The sequence below is a fragment of the Streptomyces sp. NPDC050264 genome (genome assembly GCF_040655895.1).
Taxonomy (GTDB): Bacteria; Actinomycetota; Actinomycetes; order Streptomycetales; family Streptomycetaceae; genus Streptomyces.
The window spans coordinates 151,204-167,573 of record NZ_JBFAKV010000004.1 but is presented as its reverse complement, the minus strand read 5'-3'; the positions used below and the strand labels follow the sequence as shown (position 1 = coordinate 167,573).

Annotated in this window: 16 protein-coding genes and 1 pseudogene; 12 read left to right on the top strand and 5 right to left on the bottom strand. The window is 71.3% G+C overall.

Annotation, left to right across the window (positions count from 1 at the left end):
• Positions 1–16: 16 nt before the first annotated feature.
• Complete coding sequence (locus tag AB0J02_RS08240; RefSeq protein WP_363192770.1) at positions 17–1,597, bottom strand: hypothetical protein; 1,581 nt, start codon at positions 1,595–1,597, stop codon at positions 17–19.
• Positions 1,545–2,852, bottom strand: a complete 1,308-nt coding sequence (locus AB0J02_RS08235; RefSeq protein ID WP_363192769.1) for a glycosyltransferase family 4 protein — start codon at positions 2,850–2,852, stop codon at positions 1,545–1,547. The genes AB0J02_RS08240 and AB0J02_RS08235 overlap by 53 nt, the downstream gene beginning before the upstream one ends.
• Positions 2,853–3,030: 178 nt before the next feature.
• Between AB0J02_RS08235 and AB0J02_RS08230 the strand changes: the two genes are divergently transcribed.
• From AB0J02_RS08230 to AB0J02_RS08220, 3 genes are read left to right on the top strand one after another with little or no spacing between them, the layout of a single operon-like run.
• Positions 3,031–3,762: a response regulator transcription factor gene (locus AB0J02_RS08230; protein ID WP_363192768.1), complete on the top strand. Its 732-nt coding sequence runs from the start codon at positions 3,031–3,033 to the stop codon at positions 3,760–3,762.
• Between the two features lies 1 nt (position 3,763).
• Positions 3,764–5,161, top strand: coding sequence for a HAMP domain-containing sensor histidine kinase (locus AB0J02_RS08225; RefSeq protein ID WP_363192767.1), 1,398 nt, complete (start codon positions 3,764–3,766; stop codon positions 5,159–5,161).
• Between the two features lie 54 nt (positions 5,162–5,215).
• On the top strand, positions 5,216–6,082 hold the full coding sequence (locus AB0J02_RS08220) for an LLM class flavin-dependent oxidoreductase (protein ID WP_363192766.1): 867 nt from the start codon (positions 5,216–5,218) through the stop codon (positions 6,080–6,082).
• Positions 6,083–6,111: 29 nt separating this feature from the next.
• On the opposite strand, the gene AB0J02_RS08215 is transcribed toward AB0J02_RS08220, so the two are convergent.
• Positions 6,112–6,639 (bottom strand): DUF664 domain-containing protein, encoded by a 528-nt coding sequence (locus tag AB0J02_RS08215; RefSeq protein WP_363192765.1) that lies wholly within the window; start codon positions 6,637–6,639, stop codon positions 6,112–6,114.
• Positions 6,636–7,073: a hypothetical protein gene (locus tag AB0J02_RS08210; RefSeq protein WP_030565229.1), complete on the bottom strand. Its 438-nt coding sequence runs from the start codon at positions 7,071–7,073 to the stop codon at positions 6,636–6,638. Before AB0J02_RS08210 ends, AB0J02_RS08215 begins: the two co-directional genes overlap by 4 nt.
• Before the next feature lie 394 nt (positions 7,074–7,467).
• Between AB0J02_RS08210 and hemL the strand changes: the two genes are divergently transcribed.
• The 8 genes from hemL (at position 7,468) to AB0J02_RS08170 (ending at position 15,848) form a co-directional block, all read left to right on the top strand.
• Entirely contained in the window at positions 7,468–8,802 is a 1,335-nt protein-coding gene (gene hemL / locus AB0J02_RS08205) for a glutamate-1-semialdehyde 2,1-aminomutase (protein WP_363192764.1), read from the top strand.
• 110 nt (positions 8,803–8,912) lie between these two features.
• Positions 8,913–9,569 (top strand): histidine phosphatase family protein, encoded by a 657-nt coding sequence (locus AB0J02_RS08200; protein WP_363193035.1) that lies wholly within the window; start codon positions 8,913–8,915, stop codon positions 9,567–9,569.
• Between the two features lie 172 nt (positions 9,570–9,741).
• Positions 9,742–11,001 (top strand): hypothetical protein, encoded by a 1,260-nt coding sequence (locus AB0J02_RS08195; protein ID WP_363192763.1) that lies wholly within the window; start codon positions 9,742–9,744, stop codon positions 10,999–11,001.
• A gap of 66 nt (positions 11,002–11,067) precedes the next feature.
• Positions 11,068–11,688, top strand: coding sequence for a TlpA disulfide reductase family protein (locus AB0J02_RS08190; RefSeq protein ID WP_363192762.1), 621 nt, complete (start codon positions 11,068–11,070; stop codon positions 11,686–11,688).
• 6 nt (positions 11,689–11,694) lie between these two features.
• Entirely contained in the window at positions 11,695–12,468 is a 774-nt protein-coding gene (locus AB0J02_RS08185; protein ID WP_363192761.1) for a cytochrome c biogenesis protein CcdA, read from the top strand.
• A 3-nt stretch (positions 12,469–12,471) separates the two neighbouring features.
• Positions 12,472–14,181, top strand: coding sequence for a cytochrome c biogenesis protein ResB (locus tag AB0J02_RS08180; protein WP_363192760.1), 1,710 nt, complete (start codon positions 12,472–12,474; stop codon positions 14,179–14,181).
• Positions 14,178–15,266 (top strand): c-type cytochrome biogenesis protein CcsB, encoded by a 1,089-nt coding sequence (gene ccsB, locus AB0J02_RS08175; RefSeq protein ID WP_363192759.1) that lies wholly within the window; start codon positions 14,178–14,180, stop codon positions 15,264–15,266. Before AB0J02_RS08180 ends, ccsB begins: the two co-directional genes overlap by 4 nt.
• 81 nt (positions 15,267–15,347) lie before the next feature.
• Positions 15,348–15,848 (top strand): hypothetical protein, encoded by a 501-nt coding sequence (locus AB0J02_RS08170; protein WP_363192758.1) that lies wholly within the window; start codon positions 15,348–15,350, stop codon positions 15,846–15,848.
• On the opposite strand, the pseudogene AB0J02_RS08165 reads toward AB0J02_RS08170, so the two are convergent.
• A pseudogene (locus AB0J02_RS08165) lies at positions 15,835–16,190 on the bottom strand (2OG-Fe(II) oxygenase family protein); the annotation flags it as partial. The gene AB0J02_RS08170 and the pseudogene AB0J02_RS08165 overlap by 14 nt on opposite strands.
• Here AB0J02_RS08165 and AB0J02_RS08160 point away from each other — a divergent pair.
• Positions 16,164–16,361 (top strand): hypothetical protein, encoded by a 198-nt coding sequence (locus AB0J02_RS08160; protein WP_363192757.1) that lies wholly within the window; start codon positions 16,164–16,166, stop codon positions 16,359–16,361. The pseudogene AB0J02_RS08165 and the gene AB0J02_RS08160 sit on opposite strands and share 27 nt — an antisense overlap.
• Positions 16,362–16,370 lie beyond the last annotated feature (9 nt).

Here is a 16,370-nt window from a genome sequence, read left to right as displayed (position 1 = left end):
GGACGGCCCGGCCTTCCTACGGGTTGAGCAGCTGCAGCCGGTACGGGACGGGCGACTTCCACGCCGTCCAGCCGCCGGTGTCCGGCAGTTCGTACGGGGTCCAGTCGCGGGCGTACCGCGGGGGCCGGTCGCCCGGCGGGGTGAGAACGGCCGTGGGAACGCGAGCGGCCCGGCGCAGGAACGCGTCGTGGGTCGTGGAGCGGTTGTTGCCCCTGGTCTGCGCCGACGCACAGCCCGCCGCGTAGCCGATGGGCAGTGCGCGCGGGCCCGTCACCAGGCAGGGCTGTGTCAGGCCCATCGCGCGCAGGCCCCGCGCGGCCGCGACGTAACGGGCGTCGGTGCGCGCCGTCGAGTCGACCTGGCGGTTCAGCACGACGAACTGCGAGGTGAGCTGGAACGCGGCCAGGACCACCGCCGCGATCGCGAGGGGGCGCCGACGGCGCAGCCTGCGCAGCAGTACCGCCGTGGGCAGCGACAGCAGCGCGTACGACGGCAGCAGGAAGCGCGGCGCCGAGTAGCCGATGAGCAGGAGGTACGGGACCGCGAGCGCGACGGCGCAGGCCACCGGCACGACCGTCACGGGGACGCGGCGCTCACGGAACGCGACGTACGCCGCCGCCGCGGCGAGCAGCGGCAGCGCGAGCCACCACAGGGCGAGTCCCGGGTCCATCGGAGAGCCCGCCGTGCACGGGCGGCACAGCAGCGGCCCGTTCACGGAACGCCAGGCCGTGCCCAGATTCAGGTGCAGGCCCATGTCGCCCTCGGTGGCGCTGGACACGCGCAGTCGCTCGGGCACCCCGCCCCAGCGGATGTACGCCTCCACGACCCACTGGGCGAGCCCCGCCACCAGCCCCGCCGCGAGGTACGGCAGGATGCGGCGCCGCTCGCGCAGCAGCAGGGCGGCGACGGCCAGCGGCAGCACCAGCCACACCGCGTCCGGCGCCCGGAACAGCGCCACCGCGGCGACGCACCCGGCCGGCCACCAGCCGCGGCCCCTGCCCGCGTCCCCGCTCTTGCCCCCGCCCGTGATGCGCAGGAACCAGCCCACGGTGGCGACCGCGCCGAACGCCACCCACAGGTTCGGCATGGCCATCGCGCCGGACAGCACCGTGATCCACAGCCCGGCGAACAGCAGCGCCGCGAAGGCTGTCGTACGTGCCCCGACCAGCGGCCGCCACACGCGGAACGCGGCGTACAGCGCGGCCGACGACAGCACGGCGAGGGCGATGCGGAGCACCACCGTCGAGCCGGTCACCGCGACGAGCGGCGCCGTCAGCAGACTCGTACCGCGCGAACGCGGTGCGCTGAAGAAGACGGCCGGATTGCGTGGGTCGTACTGCGATACGTACACCGATTCGTCCCAGCCGAGTCCGTGCCCCAACTGGGTGACGACAAGGGAGAGTTGGGTGATGCCGTAGAGAACGGCGACGATCGCGAGCCAGCCGTCCCCGCGCGGGGCGCCGGGCCGGGCGGCGGGCCGCCACCGGATCGCCCGGCCCGTCCTGCCCGTCTCCCGCTCCGTGACGGCCTGCACCGCGCGCGACCTACGAACTTCCGGGCTGTGCTGCGCCATGGGTACGACTGCGTCGGCGGTCATGCGGTGTCCCCCCTGGACCGCCCGGCCGCGCACGGCGTACCGAACGGGCCTTTCTGCGCGCCCAGTTGGCGGTCCGGGCGCGGAACCGTTGCCATGCTCGACGACGGCGCGACGCCCGAAGTTCCGTAAAAAGGGAGTCATATCGCGCCACAATGGGCGCCGGATCGAAACGCCGGGCCGAGGCGAGCGCCGCCGCGGCCATCCCCTTGCGGGTCACCGGGTCCTCGATCAGCTCCGCCATCGCCTCGGCGAGCGCCCGCGCGTCACCGACCGGGACGAGCCACCCGTCGACGCCGTCCGTGACGATCTCGGCGGGGCCGAGCGGCGCGTCCGTACTGACCACCGGCACCCCGCAGCGCATCGCCTCGACCAGCGTCATGCCGAACGACTCGGCGTCCGACGCGCTCACCACGACGGACGCCTTGGCGAACTCCGGCTCGATCGGGGAGACGGTGCCCATGAGCCGGGCCCGGCCGGTCAGCCCGAGACCGCCGACCAGCGCCCGCAGATGCGGTTCCTGCGGGCCGCCGCCGTAGATCCGCAGCTCCCACTCCGGTTCCTTCGCCGCGACCGCGGCGAACGCCTCCAGAAGCAGGTCGTAGCGCTTTCCGGGGGCGAGCCGCCCCGCCGCCGCGATGATCTTCGTGGTGCCGTCGGAGGGCGGGCCGGCGGCCGGCGGCACGATGTTCGGCACGGCCAGCACTCGCACCCCCGGCAGCGCCATCCGCGACCGGTAGACGTCCGCGTCCGCCTCCGTCATCGTCACGAGCGCGTCGAGCTGCCGGTAGTGCCGGGCGAGCGTGGCGCGCAGTTTCTTGTTGTGCGCGTCGTGCCGCAGGTGCTCCTGCCCGATCCGCAGCGCCTGCCGCGGCCCCCACAGGGCGAGATAGACGTTGATGCCGGGCCGGGTGCCGACGACGACGTCCGCGGCGCAGCGGTCCTCCAGATAGGCGCGGACCCGCTGGTCATGCAGGAGCGTGTACTGCTTGTACCGCTTCTCGGCGGCCGGGAAGTCCCGGGACGGCTGCCCGTACCCGGGCTCCCGGGCGTCCGCGCCGCCGGCCCGCGTGTCGACCAGCGGTACGAGGGTGATCCGCGGGTCGACGGCGAACCGGGGCTTCTCGCGGTGCCGCGACATCGACACGATCTCCACGTCGTGGCCGCCGTGCTCCACGAGCGCGGCGGCGAGGTTGAGCGTGGTACGTACGGTGCCGCCGACGGCATAGGCGTTGTGCAGCAGGAACACGATCTTCATACGTAGTGCCTTCCCCGGCGGGCGGCCGGTACGGGCCCGCACACCCCTCGATGTACCGGCACAGCCTGCGACGGGCAGGTAAGCCGCTGTGCCGCGCCGGGTGAGAGCCGGGTAAGAAGCCCATTGGCCGACGCCTGATCAGGGGATGCGTCCAGGTGGGCGGGGCACACTGGGCAGCGTGTCGCACTCCGCCCCGCCCTCTTCGCCGTCCGCGCCCACCGTGCTGCTCGCCGAGGACGACCGCGCGATCCGCAACGCGCTGGCCCGCGCCCTGACCCTGGAGGGCTACGCCGTCACGGCCGTCGCAGACGGCGTCGAGGCGCTCGCCGCCGCACACCGCACGAAGCCCGACATCCTGGTCCTCGACGTGATGATGCCGGGCATCGACGGCCTCCAGGTCTGCCGGGTGCTGCGCGCCGAGGGCGACCGCACGCCGATCCTCATGCTGACCGCGCTGGTGGAGACCCCGGACCGGATCGCGGGCCTGGACGCGGGCGCCGACGACTACGTGGTGAAACCGTTCGACGTGGAGGAGGTCTTCGCCCGGCTGCGCGCCCTGCTGCGCCGCACGGCCTCGGCGTACGCCCCCGGGACCGGCCCCGCCGGCGGCCGCCAGGTCGTCGCCGCCGATCTGCGCATCGACCCGGGGGCCCGGCGCGCCTGGCGCGCCGCGCGCGAGCTGGAGCTGACCCGCACCGAGTTCGACCTGCTGGAACTGCTGGCCCGCAATCACGGCATCGTCCTCGACCACGCCACGATCTACGACCGCATCTGGGGCTACGACTTCGGCCCGGGGTCCAAGAATCTGGCGGTCTACGTCGGTTACCTGCGGCGGAAGGTGGACGAGCCGCACGGGGTGCCGCTGATCCACACGGTCAGGGGCGTGGGCTACGTGCTGAGGGAGGGGTGAGGTGAACGCCAGGAGCCTGCGGACGACCCTGGCCATCTCGTTCGCCGCCGTCGCGGTCGGCGTCACCGCCCTGGTCGGGTTCCTGTCCTACGACGCGGCCGCGCGCCTGGTCCGGGTCGACCAGCAGGCCGTCTTCGACGAGGTCGTCCACGGCCTGCGCGGACAGGTCCGGCAGCAGACCCTCACACCGCACGACTTCACCTCCGGCGACCCCGACCACGACGGCCCCCGCGACGACCTGTCCCGCCCGGCCGGCACCGACGTCCAGGTGCTCGGCCCGAAAGGCGCGCTCGTCGACCGGGGCAGCCCGCAACTGCCCGTCGACGCCGCCGCGCGCCGGGTCGCCGACGCGCGGGCCGTCGGCACGGTGACCGAGGACGACGACGTGGAGATCGACGACGACGCCTACCGCATGGCCACCGTCGCGCTCGGCGACGGACGCGGCGCCGTGCAGGTCGCGCAGGAGTTCAGCGACACCGAGGACCTGCTGCGCGAGCTGCAGAAACGGACGCTGCTCCTCACCGGGGCGGTGGTGATCGCCGCGGGTCTGTTCGGCTGGTGGCTGGCGCGCCGCGTCACCTCCCGCCTGGTCCGCCTCGCGGAGACCGCCGAGGTCGTCGCCTCCACCGGGCGGCTCGATGTCGCCGTGCCCGTCGCGGGCGGCGACGAGGTGGGCAGCCTGGGCCGCTCCTTCGACCGGATGCTGGGACGCCTGGCCCGCTCCGTGGAGGACCAGCGGCGCCTGGTCCAGGACGCGGGCCACGAACTCCGTACACCGCTGACCTCCCTGCGTACGAACATCTCCCTGCTGCGCCGCATCGACGAACTCCCGCCCGCCGCCCGCGAGGAACTCGTCGCCGACCTCGCCCAGGAATCCCGCGAACTGACCGACCTGGTCAACGAGCTGGTCGACCTCGCGGCCGGCAAGGGCGACGACGAGCCGGTCGTCGAGGTGGCCCTCGCGGACACCGCCGAGGACGTCGCCGCGCTCGCCCGCCGCCGCACCGGCCGCACCGTCACCGTCCGCGCCGAGGGCGACACGACGATCCCGGGCCGCCCCGCCCAGCTGCAACGGGCCCTGACCAACCTCGTCGAGAACGCCGCCAAGTTCGACGCCGACGGCACCGCCCCCATCGAGATCGTCGTCACCCGCGTCTCGGGCGGCGTCCGCGTGGAGGTCCTGGACCGCGGCCCCGGCTTCGAGGAGGGCGACACGAACCGCGTCTTCGACCGCTTCTACCGAGCCCCCGCGGCCCGCAGCCTGCCCGGCTCGGGCCTGGGCCTGTCGATCGTACGAGAGGTCGCGGCAACCCACGACGGCGTGCCGTTCGCTGCGCGGCGGGCGGGCGGGGGAGCGGTGATCGGCTTCACGGTGAGGGGGGCGGCGCGCCGGGTTTGACCCGGGCCGTCAATTCGCTGGCCCGCCCGGCCAGGGCCCGGCACGATGCCGGGCATGCGCTTCTCCGTCAACATCCCGAACTTCGGTGACTTCGCCGATGCCCACACCGTCGCCCGGACGGCCGTCGCCGCCGAACAGGCGGGCTGGGACGGTCTGTTCGTCTGGGACCACGTCGTGCACGACAAGCGGGAACAGCGCGGAAAGCCGTTCGGTGACCCCTGGATGCTGCTCACCGCGGCCGCGCTCGCCACGTCCCGGCTGAAGGTGGGCCCGCTCGTCGCCGCCGTGCCCCGCTACCGGCCCGAGCAACTCGCCCGCCAGGTCGCCACGTTGGACGCGCTCAGTGGTGGCCGGGTGATCCTCGGCGTGGGACTCGGCGGACCCGCCGACGACGAGTACGGCAGCTTCGGCGACACCGTCGACCGGTCGGTGCACGCCGAACGCCTGGATGAGTCACTGGAGTTGCTCACCCGGTACTGGACCGGCGAGAGCGTCGAGCACACCGGCGCCCACTTCCGCGTACACGAGACGGCCCTGCTGCCCGCCACCACGCAGCGGCCCCGCCCACCCGTATGGATCGGCGGCTTCTGGCCCCACCGCCGGCCCATGCGCCGCGCGGCCCGCTGGGACGGCGCCGCTCCGCTGTTCACGACCGCCCTGCACGGGGTCCCGCCGCGCCCCGACGAACTCGCGGACCTCGTCGCCTACGTACAGCAGCACAGGGAGTTCCCCGACGACCCCTTCGACATCGTCGTCGGGGGCCTCAGCCCGGCCCGCAGGGCGGGGGCTCTCGACGTCATCGGCCCGCTCGCCGACGCGGGCGCCACCTGGTGGGACGAACGGCAGCTGCAGACGGGCGGCACCGTCGACTCGTACGAGGCCGTGCTGCGGCGCATCGAAGCGGGGCCGCCGGTGCTGTGAGCCGGGGGCGGACCGGGGGCGGCGACCGCTCAGGTCAGGACCAACCAGCGCCGCCCGTCGAGGAGTTCGCGTGCCGCGTCCAGGTGACCGGCGTGGCACGCGGTCTCCGTGACGACGTGCAGCAGGAGGTCGCGCAGGGTGTGCAGATGCGGCTCGCCGAAGAGGTCACGGGGCCACCAGGCCAAGGGGGCGTCCGCTGTCGCGGCGGCGGTGACGACGGCGTCCGCCAGCTCGGTCTCCGCGCGGTAGCGGGCGAGCACGGCGTCGGGTGAGGTGCCGGGCGCCACCTGCCAGGCGTCCTCGATGCCGGCCAGGGAGCCGATGACGTCCCGGTCGCCGCGGAAGACGGCCTGGAACCAGAACCGCTCCACGTCGAGCGCCAGGTGCTGGACGAGTCCCAGACAGTTCCAGCCGGACGGCAGCGCGGGCCGGTGCAGCGCGTCGGCGTCGAGTCCCTCGAGGATGCCCAGGATGTGCCGGCGCTGCCCGTGCAGGGCGGCGAGCAGTGCCCGGATCTCCGGGTCCCGTGGTGTGCTCGGTGCGTCGGGCGCGTTCACGGCCACACCAGGCAGTACGCCTGATGGCCCGCGTCGTGCAGGCGGTGGCTGAAGTCCTGCCATTCGTGCAGCAGCTGGTACACGTTGAAGGCGTCGCGGGGGCCGCCGCGGTCGGGGACCGTCGACCAGATGAACGCCGCCGCGCCCACGGACTCCTCGCCGACGCCGCGCAGCGGGTCGACGACCGTCATCGGCAGCTTCACGACCGCGTAGTCGGGGTGCAGCACGACCAGTTCCAGCGGGGGGACCTTGTGCAGGGGTATGCCCTCGATGCCGGTGAGGACCATCGCGGCCATCGTCTCCGGCTTGATCTTGGTGAACATGCCGCCCATGCCCAGCTCGTCACCGCCGAGCTCCTCGGGGCGCATGGAGATCGGGACCCGGGCCGCCGTCGCACCGTCGGGCGCGCCGAAGTACTTGTACGTCACCCCCACCCGGCCACCATTCCCGCTGCCCGTCGCTCTCTGGATCTGTCCCGCCGTGTCGTCGAGGCCCTCGCGCCGGTGCTTTCCCCGCCGGGCACGCCGGGGGCCCAGGTCGTCGGTCCCCTCACCCAGTCCGCCGCCACCGCGATGCATATCTCCACCCGACTGCTGTTCTCAGGGCGCCAGGCCCTTTTCTAGGCCGCGCGACCGCCCACGCGCAACCCGATCATCGTGTCAGTGACCTCCCCCACGGTCACCCGGTGAAACGTCCGAGTGAAACAACTGCGCGAGCGGCCCGCCCCCGTCGCCGTACAGATGCAGTACAGCGCCCTGACAGCCTGAGTCTATGGCGCCCGGGGTCCGCGCGAGGGGGGCCGGGGAAGCGGGCCGTACGCTGAGAGGCATGGCAGAGGCGAACAACACCCCCTATCCCTATGAGGCACCCGTTTCGCAGGGGCTCTTCGACCGTGCGGCCGTGGTCACGCCCGGCGGCGTGAACTCCCCGGTGCGCGCGTTCCGAGCCGTGGGCGGTACGCCCCGTTTCATGGTGTCCGGTACCGGTCCGTATCTGACGGACGCCGACGGCCGCGAGTACGTCGACCTCGTGTGCTCGTGGGGGCCGATGATTCTCGGCCATTCCCACCCCGAGGTGATCGCGGCCGTTCAGGAGGCCGTCGCCCGCGGCACCTCCTTCGGCACGCCGGGGGAGGGCGAGGTCGCGCTCGCCGAGGAGATCGTCGACCGGATCGCGCCGGTCGAGCAGGTCCGCCTCGTCTCCTCGGGCACCGAGGCGACCATGTCCGCGATCCGCCTCGCCCGCGGCTTCACCGGCCGGGCGAAGGTCGTGAAGTTCGCCGGCTGCTACCACGGTCACGTGGACGCGCTGCTCGCCGCCGCGGGCTCGGGCGTCGCCACGTTCGGCCTGCCGGACACCCCCGGGGTCACCGGCGCGCAGGCCGGCGACACGATCGTCCTGCCGTACAACGACCTGGACGCCGTGCGCGCCGCGTTCGCCGCGCACCCCGGCGAGATCGCCTGCGTCATCACCGAGGCCTCGCCCGGCAACATGGGCGTCGTGCCGCCGCTGGACGGCTTCAACGCCGGGCTGAAGGCCGCGTGTCAGGAGAACGGCGCGCTGTACATCTCCGACGAGGTGATGACCGGCTTCCGTACGTCGAAGGCCGGCTGGTTCGGCGTCGACGGCGTCGTGCCCGACCTGCTGACCTTCGGCAAGGTGATGGGCGGCGGCTTCCCGGCCGCGGCCTTCGGCGGTCGCGCCGACGTCATGGCCCACCTCGCCCCGGCCGGCCCGGTCTACCAGGCGGGCACCCTGTCCGGGAACCCGGTCGCCACCGCCGCGGGCCTCGCCCAGCTGCGCCTCCTCGACGACGCCGCGTACGCGAAGGTCGACGCGGTCAGCGAGCAGCTGCGCGCGCTGGTCACGGAGGCGTTCGCCAAGGAGGGCGTCGCGCACCGGCTGCAGAACGCCTCCAACATGTTCTCCGTGTTCTTCACCGGGACCCCCGACGAACCGGTCCGGGATTACGAGGGCGCGAAGGCGCAGGAGTCCTTCCGCTTCACCGCGTTCTTCCACTCGATGCTGGCGCAGGGTGTCTACCTCCCGCCGTCGGCGTTCGAATCCTGGTTCGTCTCGACCGCCCACGACGAGCGGGCGGTCGAGCGCATCGCCGCCGCGCTCCCGGCTGCCGCGCGCGCGGCTGCGGAGGCCACGGCATGAGCGACAGCACCGAGAAGAGCGGCACCGACAAGAGCCGTACCGAGAACAAGAGCGGCATCGGCAACAGAGGCATCGGGAAGAGCGACGAGGACATCACCGTCGTGCACCTCATGCGGCACGGTGAGGTGGAGAACCCGGAGGGTGTCCTGTACGGGCGGCTGCCCGACTACCACCTCTCCGAGCTGGGCCGGCAGATGGCCGACCGGGTCGCCGAGCACCTGTCGGTCCGCGACATCACGCATGTCGTCGCCTCCCCGCTGGAGCGGGCGCAGGAGACGGCGACGCCGATCGCCAAGGCGCACGGCCTCGATCTGGACAGCGACGGCCGGCTCATCGAGGCGGCCAACGTCTTCCAGGGCAAGACCTTCGGAGTCGGCGACGGCGCCCTGAAGAACCCGGACAACTGGAAGCACCTCGTCAACCCGTTCAAGCCGTCGTGGGGCGAGCCCTACGTCGAGCAGGTCGTGCGGATGATGGGCGCGCTCGACGCGGCCAAGGACGCGGCGCGCGGGCACGAGGCGGTGTGTGTCAGTCACCAGCTGCCGATCTGGATCGTGCGCAGCTTCGTCGAGAAGCGGCGGCTGTGGCACGATCCGCGCAAGCGGCAGTGCACGCTCGCCTCGCTCACCACGTTCACCTACCAGGGCGACAAGATCGTCTCGGTCGGTTACACGGAGCCCGCGCGTGATCTCGTCCCCGCCCATCTGCTGGCGGGTGCCAAGCCGGTGAAGGGCGCCCAGGGCGGCGGCAAGGCGTTCGGCGCCTAGCGTTCGCCCTCGGAAGTTCCCCGGCCGCGGGCCACCGTCTGACGGCGGCCCGCGCCGCTTTCCCGTCAAACCACCGCAAATACCTTCGACTTGTCGGAACCCGCGCGTTCGTTGAACCCTCTCACTGTGTGCCCGCCATGAACGAGTACAGGGCGCAATGAATGGGGACGATATGCGCGATGTCAGTCGTAGGGGACTTCTCGGTCTGGGGGCCGGGGCGGCGGCCGCGGCGGCGCTCGCCGGCTGTGGATCGGGTGACTCCCCGACTGTCTCGCCGGGCGGACACGGCGGCGCCGGACACTCCGGGAAGCCCGGGCGGCCCACCGCCAAGCCGATCGGGGACGGCTCGACCTCGTACACCGGCAAGCAGCCCCACCAGCCCGCGGCGCCCGAGCGGCTCGAACCGGGGCAGCGGCCACCGCAGTTCGTGATCTTCTCCTGGGACGGCGCGGGAGAAGTGGGCAACGGACTCTTCCCGCGCTTCCTCAAGCTCGCCGAGGACCACGGCGCGCACATGACCTTCTTCCTCTCGGGCATCTACCTGCTGCCGGAGTCGAAGAAGCGGCTCTACCACGGTCCGAACAACGCGGTGGGCGCCTCCGACATCGGCTACCTCACCGACGAACACGTCAAGGCGACCCTCAAGTACGTACGCCAGGCCTGGCTCGACGGGCACGAGATCGGCACGCACTTCAACGGGCACTTCTGCGTGGGCTCCGGCTCCGTGGCCAACTGGACACCCCAGCAGTGGCGCAGCGAGATCGACCAGGCCACGTCCTTCGTGAAGCAGTGGCGGACGAACACGGGCTGGCACGACCTGCCCTCGCTGCCCTTCGACTACGACAAGGAACTCGTCGGCGGCCGCACCCCCTGCCTGCTCGGGCAGAACAATCTGCTGCCCACCGCCCGCGAGCTCGGCTGGCGCTACGACGCGTCCTCGCCCGGCGGCCGACAGCGCTGGCCCGACAAGAAGCAGGGCGTCTGGGACCTGCCGCTGCAGGCCGTCCCGTTCCCCGGGCACAGCTTCGAGGTGCTGTCGATGGACTACAACATGCTGGCCAACCAGTCCCTCAACTCCACGAAGGCGCCCGCCTACAACTACCCGGGCTGGCGCAAGCAGTCCACCGAGGCGTACATCGCCGGGTTCAAGCGGGCCTACGAGACGAACCGGGCGCCGTTCTTCATCGGCAACCACTTCGAGGAGTGGAACGGCGGCATCTACATGGACGCCGTGGAGGAAGCGCTCAAGCACATCGCCTCCGCTGCCGAGAAGCACGACGACGTACGCCTCGTCTCCTTCCGGCAGTATGTCGACTGGATGGACGCGCAGGACCCCGAGGTGCTCGCGAAGCTCCGGACGCTCGACGTCGGTCAGCAGCCCGCCGAAGGCTGGCGGAAGTTCCTCGCCGAACCGGCGACAAACCCCTCCTGAAATGGGCTTTTCCGTGCATGAGGGGGGTGCGGAAGATCCCCTAAACAGACATGCGAAACTTTTCACATGAGTGCCGCCTGCAGCGCCCCGCGCAACTCCGCGACCACGCGCCGCGCCGTCGAGCTGACCGTGGGAGCCGCCGTCGCGGCCCTGGCGCTGACCGCGTGCGGCTCGGGCGGCACGTCCGGGGGCGGCAACAACACGAACTTCGTGACCAGCTCCGGCGGCGTCGCCACCGTCAAGAAGGGCGAGCGGCACGACGCCCCCGACCTGACCGGCGACGACCTGGAGGGCAAGGCCCTGGACCTCGCCGACTACAAGGGCAAAGTGGTCGTGCTGAACGTCTGGGGCTCCTGGTGCCCGCCCTGCCGCGCCGAAGCGCCCAACTTCGTGAAGGTCGCCAAGGCCACCGAGAAGCAGAACGTGCAGTTCCTCGGCATCAACACCCGTGACACCAGCACCAGCCCGGCCAAGGAGTTCGAGAAGAGCTTCGACGTCTCCTACCCGAGCTACTACGACCCCACGGGCAAGCTGCTGCTCAAGTTCGAGAAGGGCACGCTCAACCCGCAGGCCATCCCGTCCACGATCATCGTGGACCGGGAGGGCAAGATCGCCGCGCGCTCGCTGAAGCCGCTGAGCGAGAAGAGTCTGCGGGACATGCTCGACCCGGTAGTCGCGGAGAAGTGAGCGACGGTGTCCACGCTTGTCACTCTCGCCGCCTATGACAGCGAGAACGCCACGATCCTGAGCGGCGCGCTGCTCCTCGCCGTGCCGGTGGCCCTCATCGGCGGCCTGGTCTCCTTCTTCTCCCCGTGCGTGCTGCCGCTCGTGCCCGGTTACCTCTCCTACGTCACCGGCGTCACCGGCACCGACCTGATGGAACAGCGGCGGGGCCGCATGGTGGCCGGCGCCAGTCTCTTCGTCCTCGGCTTCACCGCCGTGTTCGTCTCGGGCGGCGCGCTGTTCGGCTACTTCGGGCAGACGCTGCAGGAGTACCAGGGCGTACTGAACAAGGTGCTGGGCGGGCTCATGATCGCCATGGGCGTGTTCTTCATGGGGCTGATGCCCTGGATGACCCAGCGTGAGTTCCGCATCCACAAGAAGCCCGCCGCCGGACTGATCGGCGCCCCGCTGCTCGGCGCCCTGTTCGGCATCGGCTGGACGCCCTGCATCGGCCCGACCCTCGGCTCCGTGATCGCGCTCTCCTCGCAGCAGGGCAGCGCCGGACGCGGGGCCATACTGACTGTCGCGTACTGCCTCGGCCTCGGCGTGCCCTTCGTGCTCGCCGCGGTCGCCTTCCGCAAGGCGCTCGGCGCCTTCGGCTGGGTCAAGAAGCACTACGCATGGGTGATGCGCATCGGCGGCATCATGATGATCCTGACCGGACTCCTCCTGCTCACGGGTGCTTGGGACAGCCTCGTAGGGCAGATGCGGACATGGTCCACCGGCTTCCAGGTGGGAATCTGATCCATGAGCAACACACACACCCCTGAGGGCCCGGAGACCACCGAGCAGGAGGCCGGGGCCCAGCTGAGCACCGCGCCGGTGGAGGACCAGTCCCCGAACCTCCCCAAGCTCGGCGTCATCGGCTGGATCCGCTGGTTCTGGCGGCAGCTCACCTCGATGCGGGTCGCCCTGATCCTGCTGTTCCTGCTGTCGCTCGGCGCCATCCCCGGCTCGCTGATCCCGCAGTCCGGGACGGACCCGCTCAAGGTCTCCGACTTCCAGAAGGCGCACACCACGCTCGGGCCGATCTACGAGAAGCTCGGCCTCTTCCACGTCTACGGCTCGGTGTGGTTCTCCGCGATCTACATCCTGCTGTTCGTCTCGCTCATCGGCTGCATCGTGCCCCGCACCTGGCAGTTCGTCGGCCAGCTGCGCGGCCGCCCGCCGGGCGCCCCCAAGCGCCTGAACCGGCTGCCCGCCTACGCGACCTGGCGCACCGAGGCCGACCCCGAGCAGGTGCGCGCCGCCGCGCTCACGATGCTCAAGAAGCGCCGCTACCGTGCCCACCTCGCGGGCGACGCGGTCGCCTCCGAGAAGGGCTATCTGCGCGAGGTCGGCAACCTGGCCTTCCACGTGGCGCTGATCGTCATGCTGGTCGCCTTCGCCTGGGGGCAGCTCTTCAAGTTCGAGGGCGGCAAGCTGGTCGTCGAGGGCGACGGCTTCGCCAACAGCCTCACCCAGTACGACGACTTCAAGTCGGGCAACCTCTTCGACAGAGACAACGACCTGTCGCCGTTCAGCTTCAACCTCGACAAGTTCACCGCGACCTACGCGCGCACCGGCCCGGAGAAGGGCACCCCCCGTACCTTCCGCGCGAACGTCAGCTACAGCGAGGGCGCCGACGGCAAGACCAAGAAGACCGCCATCGAGTCCAACCACCCGCTGGACATCGACGGCACCAAGATCTTCCTCAACGGCCACGGCTACGCGGTCAACGTCACCGTCCGCGACGGCAAGGGCAAGGTCGTCTCCCAGCAGACCGTGCCGATGCTGCCGATCGACTCCAACATCTCGTCGCAGGGCGCGATCAAGGTGATGGACGGCTACCGCAACGCGAAGGGCGAGAAGGAGCAGCTCGGCTTCAGCGCCTGGTTCGTGCCGACGTTCGCCGGCGCGGGCAAGGGCACGATGTTCTCCCAGTTCCCGGCGCTCGACTTCCCGGTCCTCGCGCTCAACGCGACACACGGCGATCTCGGTGTGGACGCCGGTCTGCCGCAGAACGTGTACCAACTGGACACCTCTCACATGAAGGCGTTCAAGGACTCCAAGGGCAAGGCCCTGAAGTCGCGCCTGCTGCCGGGCGAGACGATGAAGCTCCCGGGCGGGGCGGGCTCCATCACCTTCGACAAGGACATCAAGGAATGGGTCACCTTCCAGATCTCCCACCAGCCCGGTGACACGTGGGCGCTCGCCGGTGCCCTCGCCGCGATCGCCGGTCTGGCCGGCTCCCTGTTCATCCAGCGCCGCCGCGTCTGGGTACGCGCCGTCGAGGGCCCGGACGGCGTGACCGTCGTCGAGATGGCCGGCCTCGGCCGCAGCGAGTCCGCGAAGCTCCCCGAAGAGCTGGGCGGTCTGGTCGACCAACTGCACGCCCAGGCGCCCAGCGCCCCCGAACCTTCCGAGACCTCCGAACCACCCACAGCTGTTCCTGCCGCCGAAGGGGCTGAGAAGTGACTCTCGCCGCCGCAACCAACGAATCCCTGGCGCACACGAGTAACGTCCTCATCTATTCGTCCATGGCCGTCTACCTGCTGGCGTTCTTCGCGAACATGGCCGAGTGGATCCTGGGCAGCCGCAGCAAGGTCGGCCGCACCGCGTCCGCCCTCACCGGGACCGCCGGGGCCGAGGACGCCTCCGGGGTGAAGGTCCAGGTCAAGCAGAAGAACGGCGGCACCGCCGTACTGGAGCGGCCGAAGGTCGTCACCCGGGCCGCCACGGGCGCCCGCGACGTGCCGGACGGGCCCGGCGCCTCCGGAGGTGACGAGCAGGGCGACCTCTACGGACGTATCGCCATCTCGCTCATCACGCTCGGGTTCCTCGTCGAATTCGCCGGTGTCCTCACCCGCGCGCTCTCCGTGGAGCGCGCGCCGTGGGGCAACATGTACGAGTTCAACCTGACCTTCTCCACCGTCGCCGTCGGCGTGTACCTCGCGCTGCTCGCGCTGAAGAAGAACGTCCGCTGGCTCGGCCTTCCGCTGGTCACCACGGTCCTCCTCGACCTCGGTCTCGCTGTCACTGTCTTGTACACCGCCAGCGACCAGTTGGTTCCCGCCCTTCACTCGTACTGGCTGTACATCCACGTCTCGACGGCGATCTTCTGCGGCGCGGTCTTCTACGTCGGCGCGGTCGGCACGATCCTGTACCTCTTCAAGGACAGCTACGAGAGCAAGCTCGCGAGCGGCGGCGAGCCCGGCCGGTTCGCGACGTCGGTCATGGAGCGGCTGCCCGCCTCGCAGTCCCTCGACAAGTTCTCCTACCGCGTCAACGCGGCGGTCTTCCCGCTGTGGACGTTCACGATCATCGCGGGCTCCATCTGGGCCGGCGACGCCTGGGGCCGCTACTGGGGCTGGGACCCCAAGGAGACCTGGTCGTTCATCACCTGGGTCGCCTACGCCGCCTACCTGCACGCGCGGGCGACCGCCGGCTGGAAGGGCCGCAAGGCCGCCTATCTGGCGCTGGCCGCCTTCGGCTGCTGGATCTTCAACTACTACGGCGTGAACATCTTCGTCACCGGCAAGCACTCCTACGCCGGGGTCTGAGACGCCGACACCCGAGGCCGGTTCCCGCGACTCCCCGTCGTGAGAACCGGCCTTTCGGTACCCGCAGGGCAAGCTGGACCCATGACCGTGACCCTCATCGAGCCCGGCACCAGCCGCACCGCCGGCACCACCCACACCCTGTTCTTCACCCTGCGCCTGCCCCACCCCGTCGAACAGGTCTGGCAGGCCGTGGCCACCCCGAGAGGCCTCGAAGGCTGGCTGGCGGCCGCCGACGTGCTGGAGCCGCGGCTCGGCGGCGCCGTCACCCTGCGCTGGCTCAACGGGGGCGGCGCGCACCAGGGGCGGGTCACCGCCTGGGACGTGCAGCGCGTCGCCGAGTACACCCTCGAAGGAGTGCACGGCCGGATCCGCTGCCACCTGGAACCGGCCACCACCCTGCGCTTCACGAACGAGTTCGACGGCGACGACGCGCTGCGCCTGGACTGCCTGGCCGGCTGGCACGACCACTTCCTGTCGCTGCTCGACGCCCTGGACGGGCGGCCCATGACCCCGGCCGACTGGGCGGCGTGGACCCCCGACCGCTGGCAGACCCTCAGGGACGGTTACGTCAGCCGACCGTGATGGAGTCCAGCTTGCCGCGCAGACACATGTGGCTGTCGACGGGCTCGTGGGCGACGCGCCCCTTCGGCGCGGGCACCGGCTCGACCGTCGTACCCGGCTCGCATTCGTGGAAGCGGACGAGCGACAGCAGTCGGTGGGCGCGTCCGCCGGGGGAGGGAGGGACTCGGTGGCGCCCGGAGCGCCGGCGGTCGCCCGTCCAACGGGCCATCAGGTCGACGATGCCGATGGCGAACGCGGCCGGGTCGTACGGCGCGTCCTCCCAGCCGGCGCCCTGTCCGAGGGATCCGTGTACACCTGCTGCCCGCCCTTGCCCGCATGCCGGTCGAGCACGGTGACCGTGCCGAGGCGCGCCGCGTCCGGGTGATCCAGACGATCCCCATGACGTCCGAGCTGAGCCGCTGCGAAAGCAACTCCGGTACGCGGTACGCCTTTTCGTCCCGGTACACGATGAACGGCGCGGTCATCAACGAGTACGTGTACCGCCTCGTCGGCCTCGGATCGTACGCGCGGTGAGCGGGCGCA